Origin of the sequence: Enterococcus hirae ATCC 9790 (genome assembly GCF_000271405.2) — a bacterium.
Taxonomy (GTDB): domain Bacteria; phylum Bacillota; class Bacilli; order Lactobacillales; family Enterococcaceae; genus Enterococcus_B; species Enterococcus_B hirae.
The window spans coordinates 1920134-1942108 of sequence record NC_018081.1 but is presented as its reverse complement, the minus strand read 5'-3'; the positions used below and the strand labels follow the sequence as shown (position 1 = coordinate 1942108).

Sequence of the window (21975 nt, the reverse complement as noted above, 5' to 3'; positions counted from 1 at the left end):
ACTGTTGGATTTCCTACAACTTGAGTCTTTTTTTATTTTCATCTATTTATGATGGTCAAAACAATGGTCCCAATCCCCAGCATAGTCAAACTAAATTGTACGAGTTCTGCTTTTTGCGGATTCCAGGTTTTCAACAATTCTTTTACCAGCATTAACACTAAAATTCCTACAACAATATATAAAATATAATAAGTTCTCATTCCTGAAGCCCAGATCGTAGGAGAAAATCCCATAATTATTCTTGAACAAGCGCCCATCATCATTAACAATATAAGAAAAGATGCTGTTTTTTTATTTTCAAAACTTAAGTAAATCCCTAGAAGCAAACAAGCCAATAAACCTAAAACAAGTAGAGTCGCTAGCCATGATCCAGGACGAGTAAGTGACAGATTCGTTCCAGTATCGGTAAATAGCTTTGTTAAGTGACTGCTATCCCATATTTGTGCACGACTATTGCCACGAATGTGTATAAAACTTTCACCCATCGTATTCCCTAGATAGATAATCAGATTCAAGAAAAAAGGTATAGCAGATAATAAGCGGCCATAATAATTTTTGCACTTGTTATAAGAAAGTAAAAAAACAAATAAGAACAAAATTAAGAACAATACATTTGTATCTAGAAAAAAAGGCTTTCCAAAAGAAGAAATACCCAAATCCAATTTAGTAATAAACCCAAATTGATCATATTGAGGAAACCACTTACTAATTTCTTGAGATGTCCTGATGGCATTCCCCCGTGTTGTCAACGAAAATAGTAACTCAATAAAACTTATGAGCAGTGGGAAAATCAATAAGCGATGATATGCTCTTTTATATAATAAATAGCCAGTTATAATGGCCGTTAAAGTAAAAAAGCACGCATTCACTTGTTCTTGGTTAGCAGCAAATATCAGGAAAGGAAAACTAAACCAATAAATACTAGGAGTGATAGCTCTTCCTTTTAAGCGTTGGAAGAATGGGAAAAAAGCGAATAAGCAAAATGAAACGGACCATTGATAATTCAAAGTTGTCGACTCCCAGCCTGTTTCCCCCATCACGGTAAGTGGAACTAAGCAGTAGACAGATGTAACTAGCAACACGTTCTTACCATCCAATTTTTCAAAAACATACTTACAAATCATCAGAACCGTGCCCAACATGATGATTGAATTGACAAATTTCCACAGCAGAAAATGTTTAGAAAAAAACATCATAAACAGCTCTATGATCATTCTCGAACTCCAAGTTTTATAATGTTCGATCGAAGCTCCTAAATACCCTAGTTGGTCTAATCTATTTGAGTAAACTAAATCGTCTGCTCTAAATGATGGCATATATAGATTGAAAAATAAAAAACCAAGCCAAATAACTAAAAGCAAAAAAAATAATTCTTTATTAATTCTTTTTTATTCCAGTACATTATTAAACTCCTTTTTATAATTTATCCCAGCAATTATAACACAGAGGCTTCTGTTTCCTATATTTTTTCATCCTTTTATTTTTAAATAATGAACAAACTGGTCACTTTATCAAAAATAAACATAACAATTAACAGGTTTCATTCATTGGTTTTCCAAAGCGTTTGATCAACCATATTCGGCTAAAAGAAGATTCATTACTTGTTAATAAAACTTTACAAGAAAAATAAGTACTCCAAACAAATAACACCGCATAATTTTTGAAACATTCATAAATTCTCCATTCTAAATGATATCGTTCATGAAGAGACAAAAGTTACAATAACTATCGATAGGCATCTGACGGAAATTCGGAATACAAAAAGAGGTTATGAAAACTTTGGGTAGCTCCAATGACAATAAGCTTCTGCTTAAACACTATTGATTCATTTTTTGAGTAAAGTGTGAGTTTAATATCTCACCATAAAAATATTCTTTCGGGGGAGTCAAAAAATATTTCAGATAAAAAAATACAACAAAAAAGACACGACCTAAATCGTGTCTAACCGTTGGTATATAAGGAAGGTACAGGATTTGAACCTGCGCGCCGGTGTTAGCCGGTTCGCCGGATTTCGAGTCCGGTGCATTACCACTCTGCCAACCTTCCATACCTATTATTTTTAAACTTTTTTTAGTAAAAAGTCAAGCCTATTTCCCGATAGAAATCAAAAACCGGCATATTTATTTTATGTGGAGACAAAAAAACACAAGAATCATTTTCTGCTCCTTCTTAAATAGTGCCCAATGTGAAGTAAGAAAGAGTATTGGAATGAACCTTGTGTTATCACACTTCATAAGTAGATCTAACTAATTGTTTCAGGATTTTCTAAAGAAAGAATAGAATCAATCGTTCGCTTGATGAACGAAATAATTTGTTCTTCAGTTGGGTGCATGATGTTTGAAGACATTAAAGATGCGATTCCGGTAACTGCAACCCAGGTTCCAGTGTGTAATGCATCAACGTATTCATCTGACAACTGGTTGTATCGATGATCTTGTTTGACGATTTCACGGAAATAGTTATAAGAAAAATCATGCATTTTTTGTCCATCGCCATGTTCGTCGATATATAATGCCATGTAAAGACTATGATGTTTTTTTGCAAAGTAGATATAGTTTAATCCTAGGTCAATAATTTTATCTCCAGTACGTTCAACTGGAAAAACATTTTCTTTGAGTTGTTCAAAAATTGAGTCTAATAAAGTATTTTTTAGATCCTCCATGTTTTTGAACTCTAAATAAATAGGTTGTGTGGATATACCCATTTTTTTAGCAATATTTCTCGCAGTAAACCCTTTAAAACCTTCCTTTGCAACAACATCATAAGCAGCTTTCAGAATTTGATCTTTAGTATAGACTTTTCTTCTCATTAAAACTCCCCCACTTCTTACTGCAGTATATGTTGTTTTATTGTAACCGATATACACAGTTTTTGGCAAATAATTTACTCAAAACGTTATATTTTAAGTTTTTTCTTATTTATTTTTAACAATGATACAATATTATTTAAGAATAAACAAAAATACTGTTTCCCCTTACAAAAATTGACTTTTCTGTAACTGTTAGTTGACCAAAAGATTTCTTTCACGTTATAGTTAAAGAAAACGACAAAGAAGGTATGTAATGGTTAATAAAAACGACGTTATTTATATTCACCCCATCAAAAAAAAGCCATCTCAAAAAAATAAGTATTTTTATTTAACATTTACTGGCTTGTTTTTTCTAATAATCGGGCTTGTTTCTGGACATCCGGTTGAAACTATTGAGGGACTCAACAATATCCTTACTTCTCCTAGTAATCTGATGACCGATTATTTGGCAATAGGTGGTTTTGGAAGCGCATTTATCAATGTTGGTGTCCTGACTTTGTTGTCCGTACTTCTTTGCTATCATCATAAAGTCTATCTAAATGGACTAATCTTTGCTTCTGTATTAACCGTCACAGGTTTTTCTTTTTTTGGAAAAAATCTGTATAACTCTCTTTCCATTATTTTGGGTGTCTATCTCTATGCACGTTTTGTACATAAACCATTTTCACAGTATATTATGGTTGGCTTATTTGCTAGTGCCTTGTCACCTGTAGTTAGTTATATCACTTTCGGTATGAACTTACCATTGGGCTTAGGTATTTTATTTGGTAATCTGACTGGTATACTCGTTGTTTTTTTACTCCCTCCTTTGGCATCGAATACCCTTATTTTTCATCGTGGATTCAATTTGTATAATATTGGTTTTACTTCTGGATTGATCGCCATGGTCGTGGCTGGTATCCTTCGGTTATTTGATTTTCCAATTGAAGTTCAATCGTTCGTTTCAACAGGCTACCATCAAGAACTTACATTAGTCATTTTTCTTTTTTTTAGTTTAACTACGCTATTTGGTCTTTTTATTAATTCATGGAAGCTCACTGGTTTACATGACATTTTTCAAACTTCAGGAAAAGTAACTACTGATTTTATGGCGATCTCAAGTATCGGTGCCACCTTACTAAACATGGGGTTAGTAGGGCTGATGCTTTCCATCTATGTTCTTCTTATTGGTGGTGAATTCAACGGCCCGATTATTGGTGCAATCCTATCTTCAGTTGGATTCAGTGCCTTTGGTTGTCATCTAAAGAACAGTTTCCCCATACTTATAGGGATTTATCTTGCTTCATATCTGGCTACTATCCATGATGCCTCTCAAACAACAATGATCGTAGCAGCGATATTTGGTACTGCACTTGCTCCTATTAGTGGTTTTTATGGTAGTATTTTTGGTATTTTAGCTGGATTTTTGCACATTGTCTTAGTCCATAACGTCAGTGCATTACATGGCGGATTAAGCCTATATAATAGTGGATTCTCAACTGGATTCGTTGCAGGTTTTCTTGTACCGATCTTAGGCAGCCTGACTGTTGGCAGAAAGGAAAAGGATGGCATTGGAAAAAGAATTATAAAAAAGAATCATTAGTGAATTTTTAACCTATCTTTATTCTCACGAGATCACTGAAATAAAGATTGGGCTAGAATCAACACCCGAAGGATTATATATTGAAATTCAAGGAACTTGTTACTCTCCTCCTTCTGATTTGCATGAGTTAGCGGAAATGCTCAATGAACCAAGAAATCCTACTATGGATCTATATTACCAAGAGCTTGGAAATGTTTTTCTGGATCAATCAGATTTCCGATTACTTGGAAGTCTGATTGATGATGTGGAACTCATGTACGAACTTCCCATCTTAAATATAAAAGTATTTAGACGAATCCTTTGATTCAACAGGCTTAGTGAAAAGACAAAATGAGACACTGATTTTCACTCCCCTGAGATATTCCCTTTAGCTTTCATATAGTTATGGCGTTCAGAGTATTCTATCCACGTAAGTAAGCTAGAAACGCATAAGAGGTAAAGCAAAAACTTCTTCTTTTAGTTTCCTCAGCTTATTTTAAAGATTTAATACTTGAACGCCGATTTTTCATTTAATAGAGGATATTTTTCCTAAAACTACAGGCACAAAAATAATACTTCAAATACATCTTTAGTTGGATGTTTTTGAATCGTTTTTAAATTATACTTATTACAACTTACAAAATTGTTTGATAACTGTCATTTAAAATAGTGGCACAAAGAGTCACTAATAAAGTACATTAGTAATATAAGAAAACGTATCAAAGGAGTTGATAGACGTTGAACATTGCGGCATCACGGAAATTGATCAATTTTATATCTATCATTGGATTAGTAATTTCGATAGGCTTAACGATTTATTTTATCAATTTGGGTGTATTTAAAGATTTAAATTCTTTAAGAGGATTAGTTGGAGATTCAATTATCTTAGGTCCTATTATTTTCATCTTAATCCAAATCCTGCAAGTTGTTATTCCAATCATTCCTGGAGGGATAAGTACAGCAGCCGGTGTATTAATTTTTGGACCTTATGCTGGTTTTATTTATAATTATGTAGGGATTTGTATCGGTTCGATCATCATCTTTTTACTTGGTCGACGGTATGGTAAACCATTTATTTTATCTATGGTCAGTGACAAGACGTATAACAAGTATGTTGGTTGGCTCGATAACCAGAATCGCTTTGAAAAGTTATTTGCTTTAGCAATTTTTCTACCAGTGGCCCCTGATGATGCGCTTTGTTTAATGGCTGGTCTAACAAATATTTCTGTAAAAAAATATACTTGGATCATTTTATTGGCGAAACCCCTCTCGATTTTCTTATACAGCATGGCTTTGATTTATGGTGGACATTTCTTAAGTGGATTACTAGGATAGTTTATTATAAGTGGGCGTACTGCGTTAAGTATTTGCGCAATCTGTCCACTTATTTTTATTTTTACGTTATAATATTTATGGTAGGTGATTGAATGTTAATTTATTTAAAAAGAAGTTTAGGAAATGCTTGGGACTTTCTTAAAGGAACTCAAGCATATTTTCGTGATGTTTTGATTATGCATTTATTTATTTTATTTATTTGTTTACCCTTATTGAATAGTACGACCAGATTCATCTTGAATCGAGGAGCCATTGATTATATATCTAGTGATAATATCTCTACAATCCTTTCACAGCACCCAGGTGTCTTATTGTCTTTGACTGCTGTCTTATTAACTATCTTACTCCTAGTTTATTTTGAGTTTACTTTTTTATTGATGAGTGTTTACTTTATTAAGAAACAAACACCTATCTCGTTGAAACAGTTACTTCAAGCAACGTTTCGTCAATTAAAAAAAATACGCCCATTGACTTTTCTTTTTTTCTTAGCTTATTTCGTACTTATTTTACCGATTAGTGGGTTAAGTTTTAATTCTGATTTATTATCTAAAGTCAAAATTCCAGCTTTTATCATGGACTTTATTTTTACTAATCGTTGGATCGTGGTTAGCAGCTTCATTCTGTTTTATATCTTTTTAGCTTACATTGGTATCCGTCTCATTTTTGCCTTACCAGAAATGATTCTACGTGATCGACCATTTAAACAAGCGGTTAAAGAAAGTTGGTATTTAACCAAATCACGTTTTTTTGCAATCCTTGGACAGTTCATCATTATTGGTGGTAGTATTTTACTCATTTCATTTGCCGGCTATTTAATTGTGCTCCTCGCACAAATAATTGTAGAACAATTTTTCCCTAATTATTCATTGATTAGCGCTGTTTTTGCAATGACGATTCTTCAAGCTATCCTTTTATTCAACATCGTTATGTCAACAGTCGGAATTTTTTACATTATTATTGATTTCATGGATGATGAAGGTTTTCTTCCTGAGACTCCTAACTGGTTTCGTTTAGAATCTCCTAACAAACGTTTTTCTGTTCTTAAAAATACAAGCTTAGTTTTATTTGCTGTATTTTTTGGTGTAGGTGTTTGTCTCTACAATATGGATTATTTGACTTCTGCTTCTCAAACGAAACCTGTAACGATTTCTCATCGTGGTGTCAGTGGAGGTAACAGTGCCCAAAATACTTTAGCTGCTTTAGAAAAAACAAGTCGTACCTACCATCCTGATTATGTGGAAATGGATGTACAAGAAACCAAAGATGGTCAATTCGTTGTCATGCATGATTTTAACTTAAAAAAATTAACAGGGATAAATAAAGCACCACAAGATCTAACCTTGAAAGAATTAGAAAAGTTAAAAGTAACTGAAAACGGTGCGAAAGAACCTGTCGTTTCCTTTGATACTTATTTAAAGAGAGCCAATGAATTAAATCAAAAACTTTTAATCGAAATCAAAAATTCAAAAAATGATTCTAAAGATATCGTTGAACGCTTTGTCAAAAAATATGAAGAAAACATTTTAACTCATCAGCATATTCTACAAAGTCTTACGTATCAGACGGTATCTGATCTGAAAAATGCCAATCCTAATTTTTATGTAGGCTACATCCTACCATTCAATATTGTTGGACCACCAGTTACTCCGGCCGACTTTTTGACGATGGAGTATAGTACGATCAATCGGAATTTTATTGATTCAGCTCATCAAGATGGTAAAAAAGTGTATGTCTGGACGGTTAACGACTCAGATGGAATCAGTCGTATGATGTTTTATGGTGTTGATGGGATCATTACTGATCAAATGACTATCTTAAATGAAAATATCAAAGCAATGGATGAAGAGATCACCTATTCAGATAAATTATTGAATTTCGTTTTAGGTGTTGGTTAAAAAAGAGCCCCATGGATTGAATCCATGGGGTTCTTTTTCAATTACTTTATCTTTCTCTCGCGCTTTTCACCGCACGAACCACTGCTAAGATTGCCGGAATAGCAGAAATAACTGCTAAGATAATGCCCATTTTACCTGAACTCTTTCTTTTTTGCATGTTTTTTCGCTCCCTTCTCTCTCCTCTAATTATAGAGAAGTTTACGATATTTCTCAAAAAAAGTGTTTATGAAACCAAAGCAGATTCTGCTACTGTATAAATTTCGTCCAGTTTAACTAGTAGACGAAACTTACTATCGTAAACAGCCAACCGATCTCTCTGATCATAGCTTTCTACAAAAATAACAGCCGTATTAGTATATGTACGTTCCACGCAACCAATCACTTCATAGTTCACTCCAATCGGTTTGCATATGTATGACTTGCCTATTTCTAATTTTAACATTTCTCAATTCCCTCCTTTATTTTGTTAATCTTTAATTTATAATAACAAAAAAAGAAGATTTGAAAACGATTTATTGAATTTTTTTATATTTTTTCTTAGAATTACACGATTTCAATCTAGTTTCCCCTTTTTCTCACATAACTAATACCAAGATATAATTGTAATTTATAAGTGACAGATTTGTTTGAAACTGTTAGCCTTTTGTTCGTGTAAACCTCCGAAAAAGCATCTAAACTATTCTGTGAGGAGGGAATTTCATGATTGTTATTCAAGCTATTGTATTTATCCTGTTATTGATTGGATTGCTTATTGGACTCACAGAAAATTAAGAATCCCTTGTTGACATAGCAATTAATTGCGAAAAAAAAATAAGGGTGCTACACTGATTACAGGAAGGAAAATTTAACAGAAAATTCCAACCACAATTTACATTAATAAAAAAAGAGGTGACTTACATGACATTTACTAAAACAAATATTGAATACCGAGTTGCATTTGATACTGTATCCAATCAATTTATGGCAATTGATGCTACAAATGAAAACAACGTAGCATTTGGTATCACGATTGAACAAGCTGTCCGTGCATTAAATGAATCCAAATAAGGAGTGAATCATTTCTAATGACCGAAAACAACTCGGGATCGAAAAAAGAATAAAGACGTTTGCAACTAATACAGTTAGCAAACGTCTTTTATTATTTATTCAATTTGAGTTTGTGCTTTATTTTCCCCCATGAAATTTTGCTGATTCCCAGAAAGATTAGAACCATCGCAATTTGCATGATTGGTACTCCTGCCCCCGTATACACACTTAGAAAATAATCTTTTTGCTCTGGCGAGTAGGAACAAAACCATGAAACCCCAAATAAAAATAAAAACTGGGTCAATATCAAACCACTAGTAATGACTAGTGCAGAACAATAAAAACCACGATCTTTTTTAGCATAGATTGAACCTAAGATCAAAAATAAAAATCCTAAAATCGCTAAACATAGAACAACACCACTTGTCTTTTGATAAATCGCAATCATAATATTAGAGATTTTCGCTGTTTTTGATAAAACTAAAATCGGCGGTTGTGGATCTTCACTATTAATCCAATTATTCAATAAAGGAACCCGCAAAAAGTTTTGCGCTGCTTCTACATCCGCATGGGTTCCAAAACTGTAATTCCCTCCTTGATGAAAATCTTTGTAAAATAAATTGTCACTATAAGCTGTCCTAAAAAAATCTAAGAGTACTGGAATATCCTCGGCAATCTTCCCATCTCCTGTACTCATTAAGTAGACTTCACGTTTCTTCTTCAAATCTCCCTTACGATAAGCAGCCCTTAACTCTTGATTGACTTGTTTCCAAAATTCATTGGTTTCTTTTGCGTTATTTTGATAGTAGCCAGACTCATTCAACACATCTCGCAGTGCCCAAAAAATAATGTCTCCCTTTAATTCCTTTACTTTTCCTGCCTGAGTCCAAGCATGTGTCGTATATAATTCTTTGATTCTAGCAGCTTCTTTAGCAAAAGCAGGTGACACAGCTAATGCTTTATTTAACGCTTCATGAGAAACCCAAATCCTACTGTTCTCTTTGTTTATGTTCGTTCCATCATCTATTCGAATCAAGTTCTTCATCAATTGAGCAAACTCTCCGCTCGTACGATCATTGACTACTGCAAGATGATAGACTTCTTCATTTTTATGCTTAATCATTTGGTTTGTCACGATAAAGCTGATCATAGGAAGAAAAAACAAACTGAGTTTGATCAGTTTTCTTCGATCAAAGGTAATTTGTGAAAGAAACTTTTCAACAGTTTTCGTTGGTCTAAAATCCACTCCTAATAAAATCTGAACAAAACTAATGATTAAGGCTGCCAGAACAAACGGCAACAACCAGAGTGAATCTTCGCGAATATACCAGTAAAATGGAAAGATTAGAGACAACAAGAAAAACCAAGGTAAAATAGTTTTTGTTGCACGATATTTACGATAATAAATAGCTAATAAACAAGCAACGATAATTACGACAGATGGAATTACAATGGCGTTTCGATAAATACGTGTCGAATATTCATGGGTAAAACCGATTGGTGAAAATAAAAAAAGACATAGATAAAAAACAAGATACTATTCTTTTTAACGATTGGCTTTACACTCAGTGTAATCAGCACGCTAGCTAAAATATTAAACCCACCTAATAATAGCGAGTATGGTAGCTGAATTTTATTGGCAAAAGCTAAAAATAAGCTATAAGAAATACCTTTTGATAAAGTTTTAGCATTGTACTCTCCTAACCACTGCCCGTCCACTAAGTTACGGGCATAATGAATAAAAAGCTGGTCATCATAGCTAGCTGTCATATCGATGCTGTAAGTCGCTTTGTAATAGAGATAAAGACGTATTAGTGTAAGAATTAGAGCGATACCACAAATAAAATAAAGTTGTTTTTGCCTAACATACTGAAGCATTTCCTTTACTCTATCCATGTACCCTAACCTTTCCTCCGCCTTTCTTCTTGATACTAATCATATTTGATAATTTATTTTTAACCAATTCACTCAACTCCTTATTCAATAAGCCTCTAATAAGTATAGCAAAAATTCATTTCATTGATATTAACCTTAAAAGATTCTTATTAACTTGTTTGATTGCTTTTTTAGCAGGTTCTAAGCGTTAAAAACAAGAATTATACTGTACTAACTTAATGACTGATCTTTTCCACTTTGTAACTATCGTAATCTGCTGTTGTGCAAATCATTTCCTTTATATATCTATTTTTATCAATAGGTGATCAAAAATTCACATTTTTTATTTTGTAATTTAATTTTTAGATAAAAAACAACTTTGTATATCTTTAGAGAAGTATTACAGAATGATATATTTTTTTATTAGGAGGTTTATTTCTTTCATTCCTACATGGAAGGAAAATATTTTTATTTTTGGAGGAAAAAATGGGAACTTTTTTAGTGTTAGTAGGTTTAATTGGTATTTGTTGGGGGTTAGTAGGACTGATTCGATCATTTTTCAAAAAAGGGAATAAAAAACGAAACTTTATTATTATAGGAATAGCATTTATTCTTATGATTTTCGGAGCGTCTATCTCTCCTACCAGTCATTCCGATAGTTCAAAAGCAAGCACACAATCTGAAAAAAAGATCGAAACAAAAAGAACATCAAGTACTTCTAGTGAAGAACAGCTGAAACAAAAAGCTGAACATAAAGAAAAAGAAAAACGGAAGCTTGATGCTGAGCGTAAGAAACAAGAAGAAGAAAAACAAAAACTTGAGGCTGAGCGCAAAAAACAAGAAGAAGAAAAACAGAAACTTGAGGCTGAGCGCAAAAAACAAGAAGAAGAAAAACAGAAAATTGAGGCTGAGCGCAAAAAACAAGAAGAAGAAAAACAGAAAATTGAAGCTGAGCGTAAAGCACAAGAAGAACGTCAAAAACAAGCTGAAAATGAAGCAACAACAGCACTATCACAAGCTGAAGCTCATCCAACTAGAGAAAACTATAACTCAGCAGCTACTTTAATCCAGGCTATTCCAAACGGCAATCAACACTTGTCTGCTCGACTAGCTACAGTAGATGCAACGATCAAAGCAAATGAGGCAGCTGAAGCAGAACGACAACGGCAAGCTGCGGCCGCACAAGAACAAGCCAATCAAGTTGCAGCAGCACAAACACCGCAACAAAACAACGAACAAACGGTTTATATTGCTCCAGATCATGGTACAAAATATCATTTAAATCCGAACTGTTCGGGACTTAACAATGCAAATTCTGTCGTAGCTATCTCGCTGCAAGAGGCCCAAGCACGTGGATATACGTTGTGTAAGCGTGGTTAATCTAAAATAATAAAATGAACTGTGACAGCAGTGTCTAGCTCTGATAACTAAGCCGGAGAATCCGAAAATAGTCTCTACTATTTTGGACTCTCCGGCTTATTTCAAGGAGTTGATGCTTGAACACCGTGAATCAGAGGTTGTGAAAAGAGCGTTTTGACCTGAACGTTAAGGATGAAAATCTCGAAACAGCTCTCCATGTTTTGAGATTTTTTGACTTATCGCCGAAGGTCAGCTCTTTGAACACCGTTTATCCATTTTCAAAGCACAAAATAAGATTTATCTCCCTAATTTATTTTTATTGTGAACATTTCCGGTGTTCGGTCTCTCCTAACTTTACTTAAGCATGGTCATACAAAAAAACAGAAAATTTTTACAGCCATTCCCCTGATATTAATAGTCGGATATTAGCTTAAATACCATAAATTTTTTTGCGTTTCTCCTTTACAAAAAGAACGTTTGTTCGTATAATGCTATTAAAGAATATTTATGGATTGGCATCCTCGAAATCGCTCATAAGGGAGAGTCCACAATGATTAAGAAATATGGCACAGTAACAAAAATAAAAATACTACAAATTGGGGCTCGTCCCTTGATAAGATTTAGCTTGAATGATACGAACTGTTTAATCGCTGGTCATGGTTTAAACTTTCTTGCTGAAGTAGATGAAGGAATGAAATTAGTAATCAGTGGCTATTATAATCAAAGAAACCAATTGGTCGTCAAAGAATATCATGTGCTCGGTCCCACGAAAATACTGATTGATTTTAAAAAAATCAAGAAAGAATTTATTGGTAAAAAATAAAAATTGGTTTTGAAGTATATAACTCCCGTCTAAAAAAATCAGAACTTTTTTGTCAAAGAAAAAAGGTATCCATCTGTCTCAGCGAGTAGGTTTGGATACCTTTTTAAATCAGCAAAATTAGGTTTATTTTTTATTTATACATAAATGCTGTTCTAGGATTACTTGTTGTTCCTATCTCTTTGGTACCTTTCTATCTTTAAACGGATGATATGGTTAATTGCTTACTTGATTAAAGTCAGAAATGATATCATTCAACTCCGTTTGAAGTGTCGAAACAATCAAATGAAAATTTTCTTCATCCGTTTTATCATATGGGGATGTTTTTGTTACATAAAGTAGCTTCTCGTTTTCTATTTTCATTAGAACCTGTGTTGCGGTTTGTACTTTGTTTTGATAATTAAACGCAGACATTCCACTTTGAATAATCGTTATGATTGCGGAAGCAATCGAAACGACTAATAACAAAGACTTATGATCAGATGCCTCGTGAATTAAAATAGGGATAGCAGCAGATAATACGATTTTTATAATATTCCCTATGCCAATGATTCTATTATACGATTGAATATCTTTTTTTAATTTATTAATTGTAGAATCAATCGATTCAATAAACGCTTTTTGATCCATATCATTTCTCCATTCACTTTATTAAAATTTGGTCGTAAAACTATTATAATTGGATTTACCTATGTTTCAGCTAATTACAAATCAAAACAAACGGCTATTAAATAACAATAATCATTTTATCAAAATAATGATATATTTGTCAATGATAGTATTCGTGCACGGATAAAAGCTATTGAAAAGATCTGAACAAAGATTTAATCATTACAGACGACATAAAAATCACATTTGATGTATGCTCACAATCTCTGACCAACCGAGCAAAGTAAGCTTGATTGATTTAAAAAATTTAAACTGTGAATACTATTGCCCACAGAATTGACAAACGTGCCCATCTCTCCCCTAACTGTCCATAATGGTAGATATGTGTAAGCAGTGCCTAACCGAAAAGTTGGCATGAAGCATGAAGATATAAGTCATAAAGATATCTCTATTATTCAACTATATGATCAAGTGTCATATGAAAGTATTGAACGAACTTCGATAAGTCCAATGACTATATCAATAATCAACAACGAAAATTTTCTGGACAAAATATTTCTCTGCCAACAAACCAAAAAAGGATGGCTATAATTAGCCATCCTTTTTTATAAATACCTCAATGAGTATCATTTTTCATTTTAAAGGCAAATTGTTTTGGATAATTATTTTTAATAATTACCTATAACTCCTTATCTTAAAGACGTTCGTTCAATTCTTTGGCAAGGTCTTCAAAGCCTGGTTTACCTAGAAGTGCGAACATGTTTTTCTTGTATCATGTGTGCATTTATTACTTTTTTTCTCTTTTGTACCGTTAGAAAACGCCGAAATATCAGTATTTTATCTATCTCCTGCTTTTTCCATCTTTTCTGGTTTTTAATATCACTATCACCAAAACTATCACTAGTTTTTCTATTATTTTTACTTTTTTATATGCATATTGAAACCGGAGTTAGAACAATTAATATAAGAACGAAAAAAACTCAGCCAAGAATGATTGGTTGAGGTCTTTAGCTACTCAAAGTCAGATTTGAGTCTTTCGGTTTTAAATTTAGCAAAGGATTTAATGAAATCATTGATTTAATCTCTAAAGGCACAATTTCACATCTCATATTATTTTTCCTTATTTGTAAAATTTTTTCTAGGTATTCTCTACATATATACCTCCGATTTGTAAGTAACGTTAATGGTATAGAGATACCACTTAAGACAAATAACCGATCACAATCCACCAGAACTGGCATGCGAAATGGCGATTTAATTCTAGAAGTCTCTTTATTTGGTAAAATTTCAAATCTATTTAAATGTGGAAGACCTTTTTTAATATGTTTTAGTCTTTTTGAAGTACAAACAAAAAGACCTTTCCCCGTTTCCTGTCGTTCAGCAAAAATATAAATATGTACTTCCCCTCCATTTTGAGAGGAGATATTTTTGTAGAATAATCAAATAAAAATTATTTAGCAACAAAATACTATTTTGTTAAAGAAATTTAAACTAAAAAATGCATCTATTTTCCTGTATGTTCAGTCACGATTTCTTGTGATCTGTTTGCTGTGTCTTCTACATCACTTTTTGCCTTTTCAAGTTTTTCAATATAATTATTCAAATTACTGTTTTCTGATTGCTCTTTTTCTAGTTTTTGTTGAGTACTTTGCAATTGGTTTTTAATAGTATTTTTTTCATTTGACAATTGATTAATTTGTTGATTTAAACTATTAACAGTATTTTGAGCATCATTAAATTTATTTTGTTCTGTTTGTAAACGATTATTCCAATCAGTGTTTAATTGATTTATTTCAGCTATTTTTTGATTTATTTCATCAATTTTAGCATTGATTTCATTTTGTTTACCTTGCAATTCAGCATTTTTTCCTGATAATTGATTCTCTAAATTTGTTTTATCTATAGTTAATTGATTTTTCTCATTTTCCAAAGTCAACACTTTTTGTTTATATTCTTCAACGTTAGCCTTTACTTGCTCAAGTTCTTGATTATTTGAAGATAATCGTGAATTTAAACTACTAATATTTTGCTCTTTATTTTCAAGTGCTTTATCTAATGACTCCAAATTATGATTGATTTGTTTAATATTATCTTCTCCACCCCATAACAAAATGTCATCGGCAAAGTTTTTCCCTGCGATCCCTGCTAACACTAATCCACCTATAATTAATCCACTTACTACAATTTTCTTATTCATATCACCATTCTCCTTAACACAAACTGAACCAATTATAGTTAATGATTTCACAATCAGTCAATTTAAATATATATTTTTTATTTTATTTTTATAAATCTTTTTCTTAATTCGGATAAAGTCAGATGTAACTGCATACAAACATTATTTTTAAAACATTGTATTAATTAATTTAAAATTAGATACAGTTATTAAATTCACATAAAAAAGTCTACTCTTTCGGATAGACCAAAACATCTAACACATTTATTTTACCAATTTAAGAGATTATATATTCTATATTTTTGAAATAAAAAAACACCCGAAGGTGTATAAAAAAATGGTTTAGTTATAGATAAATTAACTTAAGAGTACTGTTACTACAAGTATTCTTCTCACTCTAAAGAAAAAACTATCCTATCAAATAAAATAAGCACTTTATTTTCTTATAAAAGCGGAGTCTTTTGCGGAAATATTTTTTATATCTGTTACATATCTTTCAACTTTCATATGCAAATCATATTTTTCTCTAAGTTTAGTAATATGAGCCATCATCGGAGATTCATGATGTTTGTCTAGTGCATCTTGATCTGTCCAACTATCAATTAGAAGAATTGTGTCCTCATCATTCATTGAAAAAAAGTATTCATATTTAATATTGCCTTTTTCTGCACGGATATCTTCTACAACTCCAGTTGAAACCATCTCTTTTGCAAATTTTTTCGCATTTCCATTTGTACCACTATAATAAATGTTCACAGTAATAGCCATTTCTTTACCTCCTTGTATATTTATCTATCCTTATATACCCTGTAGGACTCGAACCTACGACAGGACGGTTATGAGCCGTCTGCTCTGACCATTAGCAATAGAAGATAGCTTATTAATTAATCTCTATTATTCCAATAAAAACTACTTTAAAATCCCTGCTGCGAAAACGAGCATGAAGAAAGATGTATATTTGATATCGTGACGAATGTGTCAGACGCACGGAGCGGTCATCGGCGTTATGACTATATAAAGTATACTTTCGTTGATCCAGAAAGGTATAAAGATTAAAGTAGGCTACCTAAAAAGGTAGCCCGGAACGGATTTTATCACCATACTTATAAAAAGAGATATTTTTAAGTTAGTATTAAGATTGTGTAATATGATGATATCTATATTTTATAGTATCAGTGCTATAAAACCAAAAATAAGTCACTAATTAACTACCACTCCAATTATAAGTCTTTTTCCCATTATTTTTTATAGTTATATGGTATGCTTTTTAATGGCTTCAAATATAAAAGAGTTTAAAGCGTAATACACTTAAGGGAAGTGGTTTGGGGTGCGCTTTAAACTCTTCTTTATTATTATCTCACAGCATGCTTAAAAGGTCTATGGATTAAGTTATGTAAAAAAGTGCCTCTTTAAACGTCCTAAAATCCAAACAAGGATAGCATAATATACACTATCGTTGATCCAGAAAACAGGTAAATAAATTTTGCAAAAGCAATAAGTTAAAAACATTACAAAAAAGACAAGGATATCACATCAAGAAAAAATGTTTTGAAAATATCTTTGCCTTTTTGTATTATATCTATATTAAATAATCAATCACAACACATTAACTAATTTATATATTTAATTTGTTGTTTTTCTATAATTGGATAACTAATTAACTTATGACTATCTAAGTCTTCTTTATTCATATCAATTGCAGTAATTTGACTGTCTTCATATGTTCGATAATAATAGATTCCTTTGTCAACATTGCAACAAGAAGAATAAATTGTATATTCATATTTTCCATCACCAACATCACACAAACCTTTTTGTTGTTCTACTGAACCTAAGATATGGAAAAATTGACTAATACTTTCTGACTCTGAATCTCCAGATACAGAATTCAGCTTCGTAAAAGTCGCTTTAACAAAACGAGATACTGAGGATAAATCTCCAGGCAAGCCTATCCCTCCCATACCGCGGCTATAGGCATTCAAACTTATTTGATTTGAAAAATTATTTTTAGGAGTTTCACTCGATAAGACACGATAATTGTTTAAATTAAATAATTGATAGTCAAATGAAGGATTATTGGTAAGAACGCCCACAGGGTTATCATATATATGAAGTCCATCTTTCATACTTTCAATGACAATTGACTTTTCTTTATCAGCTAATAGCCAATGTAAAGGGGATAAAGGAAGTTCATCACTATAATTTATATTTGCTAAATTGATATTTTTTAACAATTTTTTAGCTTCTCCTACTGTTGAGCATTGTCCTAAAATCCAAGGAATAAATTCAAAAGGAGATACATTGTCTTTCCCTTCTTGTATTTCTTTATAATCAGCATACCCAGAAAAATTTAGCCCAGCCATACTCAATCCTTTTTCATTTGTCGCATCGTAATAAAGAGGGTAGTCAGCTATACCAGCGGCAATACCAATCATTGCATAATGAGTATCCAAACCATTTACCTTTCGAAAATTCAACTTATAATTTCTTGGAGTAACAGTGACTACTTCATTGTAAGATATTTCATAATCAAAATTCCTTCCAAAATAATGATCACTTGTTACATAAGTAATAGACGTACACATAGTTTATTCCTCCTAAATATTGTTCTGTACACGTTCATTTTACTCCAAAGTTTTCCTCATTTCAAAAGAAAATCACAGAATACACGAAGAAGCGTTTCTATTTGTATAAACTATATCAAAGTTCTATACTTAAATTATCAAATAAAAAGGACGTGAAGATAAATGTCAAATTTAGAAAACAAAGAAGAAAAAGTTGTAAACAAAATTGTTTCTGTTGTCAATAAACTGGATAAAGAGTTAGACGAACTTGATACATTATCTGAAAATCCAGAAAAAAAACATAACCTAAAAAAATGGTTAGTTGAACGAAAGGCTATTCATGAAATTAAAAAAGTTCTTCATGAAGCTGATAAATATGAAAAATATGATGAAAAAGAACTTGATAAAGAATTTAAAGAAATCAATGACTTATTACTATAATTGATTTATACGACTCATTTTTGAGTCGTCAGACTGCAAACAACACTCTAAATTTAGGAGTTTGTCTACAGTCTGAATAAATTTTAAATTTATTGTCCATAATGTTATTATGAATTTATAGCATTAAGAAAAGAGATAAGACTTTACATTTTTTAGGAATGTAAAGTCTTATCTCTTTTCTTAATTGTACAATTAGTATTATCTGCACTACTTTCTAATTAAATAAATTTTTAGTTATTAACTTGATTAAAATCAGAGATAATATCAATTAATTCAGTTTGAAGGGTTGTAACGATTAAATGGAAATTTTCTTCATCTGTTTTATTATATGGGGATGTTTTCGTTATATATAACAACTTTTCTTTTTCAATTTTCATTAATAACTCTGTCGAAGTCTGTACTTTATCTTGATAATTAAATGCAGACATCCCACTTTGTATAATTGTAATTATTGCTGAAGCAATTGAAACAATCAATAGTAAAGACCTGTGTTCGGAAGCCTGATCAATTAATATTGGGATACTAGCTGATAAGACTATTTTTATAATATTTCCGATACCAATTACTCTATTATAAAATCGAATTTCTTTTTTTAATCTATCGATTGTAGAATCAATAGATTCGATAAACGTTTTTTGATCCATCATTTTCTCTCCAATCATTTTATTAAAATCATTAACAAAAATATTATAATAGGATTTAAGTAAGTTCTAACTAATCACACATAAAAATAAAAAAACATTTGTGTTTTATCAAAGTTTTATTATACTTGTCAATTTGTGTACATCCTAAAATATAAGCTATTTGTTTACTTCTGTAGAATATATACTTTCTTGTTAGATAAGTTGCACATGTTTATAGAATCTAAATAATAAATTTTTATGTACCGCCCCTCAAAGAGGGGGGAACTTTTTATCGTTGTGGAATATTTAAATACCAACGCTTGTCATGAAAATCTTGTGCTCCACCCTTAGTATTTCCTTCTGGATCGTTTGTCGCACGCATCATTACGTAAACTTTTTTATTAGGGAAGTTACGCATATTGAAAGATACATGATAACCAACATTTCCAGAAGTATTATAAGCTTGATTTACATCTGGTCTATATATTCCATCAGCTTTTACTCGAGCTAATTCTTTCCCAGTATTGTAATCCATAATGAAGATATACTCGTATTTATAGTTAGCAATGTGCCATCCAGCTACATGCAAGTTTGCGTTTTCGATTTCTCCAAACTGATCAATGTGGGCGTAATTTGTTCCATCTGTCAGTGTAGGATTTGCTGCGCCTGCTCTAGTTGGATCAATGACTGGTTTATCCTCCGAAGTAGTTGGATTATCATCCGTAAAACCATGAGCTAAATCATATGCTAATTTTTCTTTACTTACGCCCATTTCAGAAAGATAACCGTAAGGATCTGTATGATCCCCCCAAATATTTTGTGTTACCCATAAATGCGATTTGATTCCTGGTTGGTTATAAGGCGTGTCCAATGTTAATGGAATACCATATTTCATTGCTGAATCTCTAGCCAATTCAACGTATGCTTTATAGTTTTTTTCAAAAGTTGCTTTATCATGTGTGTGCTGTAACTCAATCTGCACAGGACTGTTAGCATTAGCATACGAACCAGCACCGTACTGTACATAACCAGGTTGACCGACTTGATAAACAATTCCGCCGTCCCCCACAATGTAAGCAGTGTAAGCACTAATCCATGAACGTTGCATATACTGCGCTTCATTGCGTCCTGTTGCTGTTTCATTAGCCGTTTCATGCAGTAAAATGTACTGATTATTTGCTACTTGAGAGCTACCTTCGTTTGGGCCCAAATTAAATTCATTGTTAATCGTATAGGCAAACCCATTAATTGGCAATAAAAAAAGAGCCATTAATAGGCTCATCGCAGTAATAGTAATTTTCTTTTTCATTTTTTTCCTCCTATTTTTTTAAGTTATATGCAGACACACCAGTGATAACACCTAAAAACGTCGCTACTGCATTGATAGTCAGAACTGTCATATCAGTTTCATTCCATCCATATGCTTTGCCTAATGTGGCTACTAATGCAGATAAAGCTGGCAGTACTATAAGCACTGTCCATTTAATAATTTAATAATATTTATCAGGTAAAATCATTTCTTATCGCCTCCTTTCATTTCCTGAATATCATGTTCTGCTTCATTCATCCGTCCTTCTAATAGAAAAGTACGTTCAACAATATGGTTATGCTTTTCAACTTTTTTCTCCAATTGCTCAATTCGATAAATGGTCAGTTTGTTTGAAAAAACAATGCCTGCAAACGTACCAACTAAGGTTCCTGCAATACTTAAAGCAGAAATAATCGCATCAATACTCATAGTTCACCAACTTTCCAACAAAAAAAGCGCACTCTTTGGAGTGCACTTCTATACTAATTATTCTGTATTTTATTCGGATTGATTGTATCTGTCTCTACTATAGGTACCTCTAATGATTTTAACTTTTTAAACCTTTCAGCATCATTAACACCATAAATCTGGTACATAATTCCAGATTTATTTAATTTTTCAATTACTTGGTTTGTTGCTAAGTCATTTGATACTGATAGCAAAGCTTTATTGTATTGCTTAACTTGTTGTATATCATCATCAATGTTATTTTTTGAATCATATAACCATGAAACCGTACAATCAGGATGATTCTTTACTACCTTATCTCTAATTTTTTTATTTGTAAGGACAAAAAAAGAACGATCATATACATTGTATTTTTTTAATGTATTTACAATTGATCCAACAAATTTATCGTCATTCCAATCTCCCTTTGATCCATCCACATTAACAATTAATTTGTCTTTACTTATTTCTTTAATTACTTCGTCAAAAGTTGGTATATTAACTTTTTTATCTTTATATTTTGGATAATTTGAAGTATCTATCGACAATTCTTTAAGCTGTTTGATTGTAAACCTTTCTGGTTGTCCTTCTCCGTTTGTTGTCCTATCAAGAGTGTCATCGTGCATCAAGAAATTCACTCCATCTTTACTAGTTCTTACATCAACTTCTACTGCATTATAGCCAAGTGATTTTGCTTCTCTCATAGCTTCAACTGTATTCTCAGGAGCAATTATATGTGCACCTCTATGGGCTACTAGGTAAGTTTCTTTATGGTTCAATAAGCTACTGGATGAGTAAACACATCCAGTTAAAACAATGGAAAACATAATTAATATCTTTGATATTTTTCTCACTTTCGGAATCACCTCAAAAATAAGTATATCAAATTAAAAAGATACAAAAAAGACTAGGGCAATAATATTCGGAAAGAGAATAACATGATTACATTTTTTATTTTTCAATAACAAAAAAGCATTCAACCATTTAACAAGTTGAATGCTTTTACTATATGTACCCTGTAGGACAAAAAGATATCTTTGTATCCATTAATAACATTATAGTAATTTTCTCTCAAAAGAATAGACTTAGTTACCTCTTTGTCGGAAACAACCAGTCCTCTACTTAT

Annotated in this window: 20 protein-coding genes, 1 tRNA gene and 2 pseudogenes; 9 read left to right on the top strand and 14 right to left on the bottom strand. The window is 32.0% G+C overall.

Features of this window, described 5'->3' with window-relative positions; genetic code table 11:
• Positions 1-38: 38 nt before the first annotated feature.
• The 3 genes from EHR_RS09360 to EHR_RS09350 all read right to left on the bottom strand — a co-directional run bounded on the left by EHR_RS09360 (position 39) and on the right by EHR_RS09350 (position 2809).
• Positions 39-1361 (bottom strand): hypothetical protein, encoded by a 1323-nt coding sequence (locus tag EHR_RS09360; protein ID WP_014834565.1) that lies wholly within the window; start codon positions 1359-1361, stop codon positions 39-41.
• Between the two features lie 597 nt (positions 1362-1958).
• Positions 1959-2046, bottom strand: a tRNA-Ser gene (locus tag EHR_RS09355).
• A 196-nt stretch (positions 2047-2242) separates the two neighbouring features.
• A complete protein-coding gene (locus EHR_RS09350; RefSeq protein ID WP_010737811.1) occupies positions 2243-2809 on the bottom strand; it encodes a TetR/AcrR family transcriptional regulator in 567 nt (188 codons plus the stop codon).
• A gap of 253 nt (positions 2810-3062) precedes the next feature.
• Between EHR_RS09350 and EHR_RS09345 the strand changes: the two genes are divergently transcribed.
• The 4 genes from EHR_RS09345 to EHR_RS09330 all read left to right on the top strand — a co-directional run bounded on the left by EHR_RS09345 (position 3063) and on the right by EHR_RS09330 (position 7600).
• Entirely contained in the window at positions 3063-4391 is a 1329-nt protein-coding gene (locus EHR_RS09345) for a DUF1576 domain-containing protein (RefSeq protein WP_010737812.1), read from the top strand.
• On the top strand, positions 4384-4695 hold the full coding sequence (locus tag EHR_RS14480) for a hypothetical protein (protein ID WP_237727808.1): 312 nt from the start codon (positions 4384-4386) through the stop codon (positions 4693-4695). The genes EHR_RS09345 and EHR_RS14480 overlap by 8 nt, the downstream gene beginning before the upstream one ends.
• Positions 4696-5108: 413 nt before the next feature.
• On the top strand, positions 5109-5705 hold the full coding sequence (locus tag EHR_RS09335; protein WP_010737813.1) for a TVP38/TMEM64 family protein: 597 nt from the start codon (positions 5109-5111) through the stop codon (positions 5703-5705).
• 92 nt (positions 5706-5797) lie between these two features.
• Complete coding sequence (locus tag EHR_RS09330; RefSeq protein ID WP_010737814.1) at positions 5798-7600, top strand: glycerophosphoryl diester phosphodiesterase membrane domain-containing protein; 1803 nt, start codon at positions 5798-5800, stop codon at positions 7598-7600.
• Positions 7601-7823: 223 nt separating this feature from the next.
• Here the strand turns inward: EHR_RS09330 and EHR_RS09325 are convergent, their stop codons facing one another.
• Entirely contained in the window at positions 7824-8042 is a 219-nt protein-coding gene (locus tag EHR_RS09325; protein WP_010737815.1) for a hypothetical protein, read from the bottom strand.
• Between the two features lie 455 nt (positions 8043-8497).
• Between EHR_RS09325 and EHR_RS14275 the strand changes: the two genes are divergently transcribed.
• Complete coding sequence (locus tag EHR_RS14275; protein WP_010718765.1) at positions 8498-8647, top strand: hypothetical protein; 150 nt, start codon at positions 8498-8500, stop codon at positions 8645-8647.
• A 91-nt stretch (positions 8648-8738) separates the two neighbouring features.
• On the opposite strand, the pseudogene EHR_RS09320 reads toward EHR_RS14275, so the two are convergent.
• Positions 8739-10522, bottom strand: a pseudogene (locus EHR_RS09320) (glucosyltransferase).
• A 465-nt stretch (positions 10523-10987) separates the two neighbouring features.
• On the opposite strand from EHR_RS09320, the gene EHR_RS09315 reads away from it, so the two are divergent.
• Positions 10988-11881, top strand: coding sequence for a hypothetical protein (locus tag EHR_RS09315; protein WP_014834563.1), 894 nt, complete (start codon positions 10988-10990; stop codon positions 11879-11881).
• Positions 11882-12410: 529 nt separating this feature from the next.
• Positions 12411-12683, top strand: coding sequence for a hypothetical protein (locus tag EHR_RS09310; RefSeq protein ID WP_010737819.1), 273 nt, complete (start codon positions 12411-12413; stop codon positions 12681-12683).
• Positions 12684-12896: 213 nt separating this feature from the next.
• On the opposite strand, the gene EHR_RS09305 is transcribed toward EHR_RS09310, so the two are convergent.
• The 3 genes from EHR_RS09305 to EHR_RS09295 all read right to left on the bottom strand — a co-directional run bounded on the left by EHR_RS09305 (position 12897) and on the right by EHR_RS09295 (position 16233).
• Positions 12897-13310 carry a DUF4231 domain-containing protein gene (locus EHR_RS09305; protein ID WP_010718761.1) on the bottom strand — a complete coding sequence of 138 codons (414 nt, stop codon included), beginning with the start codon at positions 13308-13310 and terminating at the stop codon, positions 12897-12899.
• Positions 13311-14793: 1483 nt separating this feature from the next.
• Positions 14794-15486, bottom strand: a complete 693-nt coding sequence (locus EHR_RS09300) for a hypothetical protein (RefSeq protein ID WP_010718760.1) — start codon at positions 15484-15486, stop codon at positions 14794-14796.
• Positions 15487-15900: 414 nt separating this feature from the next.
• Positions 15901-16233: a putative quinol monooxygenase gene (locus tag EHR_RS09295; protein WP_010718759.1), complete on the bottom strand. Its 333-nt coding sequence runs from the start codon at positions 16231-16233 to the stop codon at positions 15901-15903.
• Positions 16234-16324: 91 nt separating this feature from the next.
• Between EHR_RS09295 and EHR_RS13855 the strand changes: the two are divergent.
• Positions 16325-16521: pseudogene (locus EHR_RS13855) on the top strand (DUF5960 family protein); the annotation flags it as partial.
• A 554-nt stretch (positions 16522-17075) separates the two neighbouring features.
• Here EHR_RS13855 and bsh read toward each other — a convergent pair.
• Positions 17076-18050 (bottom strand): choloylglycine hydrolase, encoded by a 975-nt coding sequence (gene bsh / locus EHR_RS09285; RefSeq protein ID WP_010737820.1) that lies wholly within the window; start codon positions 18048-18050, stop codon positions 17076-17078.
• Between the two features lie 162 nt (positions 18051-18212).
• Between bsh and EHR_RS09280 the strand changes: the two genes are divergently transcribed.
• The gene (locus EHR_RS09280) at positions 18213-18470 is read left to right on the top strand and encodes a hypothetical protein (protein WP_002295273.1); all 258 of its coding nucleotides are present in this window, start codon (positions 18213-18215) and stop codon (positions 18468-18470) included.
• Between the two features lie 230 nt (positions 18471-18700).
• On the opposite strand, the gene EHR_RS09275 is transcribed toward EHR_RS09280, so the two are convergent.
• The 5 genes from EHR_RS09275 to EHR_RS09255 all read right to left on the bottom strand — a co-directional run bounded on the left by EHR_RS09275 (position 18701) and on the right by EHR_RS09255 (position 21676).
• Positions 18701-19132 (bottom strand): DUF4231 domain-containing protein, encoded by a 432-nt coding sequence (locus EHR_RS09275; RefSeq protein WP_025480511.1) that lies wholly within the window; start codon positions 19130-19132, stop codon positions 18701-18703.
• A gap of 250 nt (positions 19133-19382) precedes the next feature.
• Positions 19383-20402, bottom strand: coding sequence for a peptidoglycan recognition protein family protein (locus EHR_RS09270; protein WP_010737822.1), 1020 nt, complete (start codon positions 20400-20402; stop codon positions 19383-19385).
• A 10-nt stretch (positions 20403-20412) separates the two neighbouring features.
• Positions 20413-20583, bottom strand: a complete 171-nt coding sequence (locus tag EHR_RS09265) for a phage holin (RefSeq protein ID WP_225429081.1) — start codon at positions 20581-20583, stop codon at positions 20413-20415.
• 23 nt (positions 20584-20606) lie between these two features.
• The gene (locus tag EHR_RS09260) at positions 20607-20831 is read right to left on the bottom strand and encodes a hypothetical protein (RefSeq protein WP_010737823.1); all 225 of its coding nucleotides are present in this window, start codon (positions 20829-20831) and stop codon (positions 20607-20609) included.
• Positions 20832-20884: 53 nt separating this feature from the next.
• A complete protein-coding gene (locus tag EHR_RS09255) occupies positions 20885-21676 on the bottom strand; it encodes a glycerophosphodiester phosphodiesterase (RefSeq protein WP_174270247.1) in 792 nt (263 codons plus the stop codon).
• Positions 21677-21975: the final 299 nt, after the last annotated feature.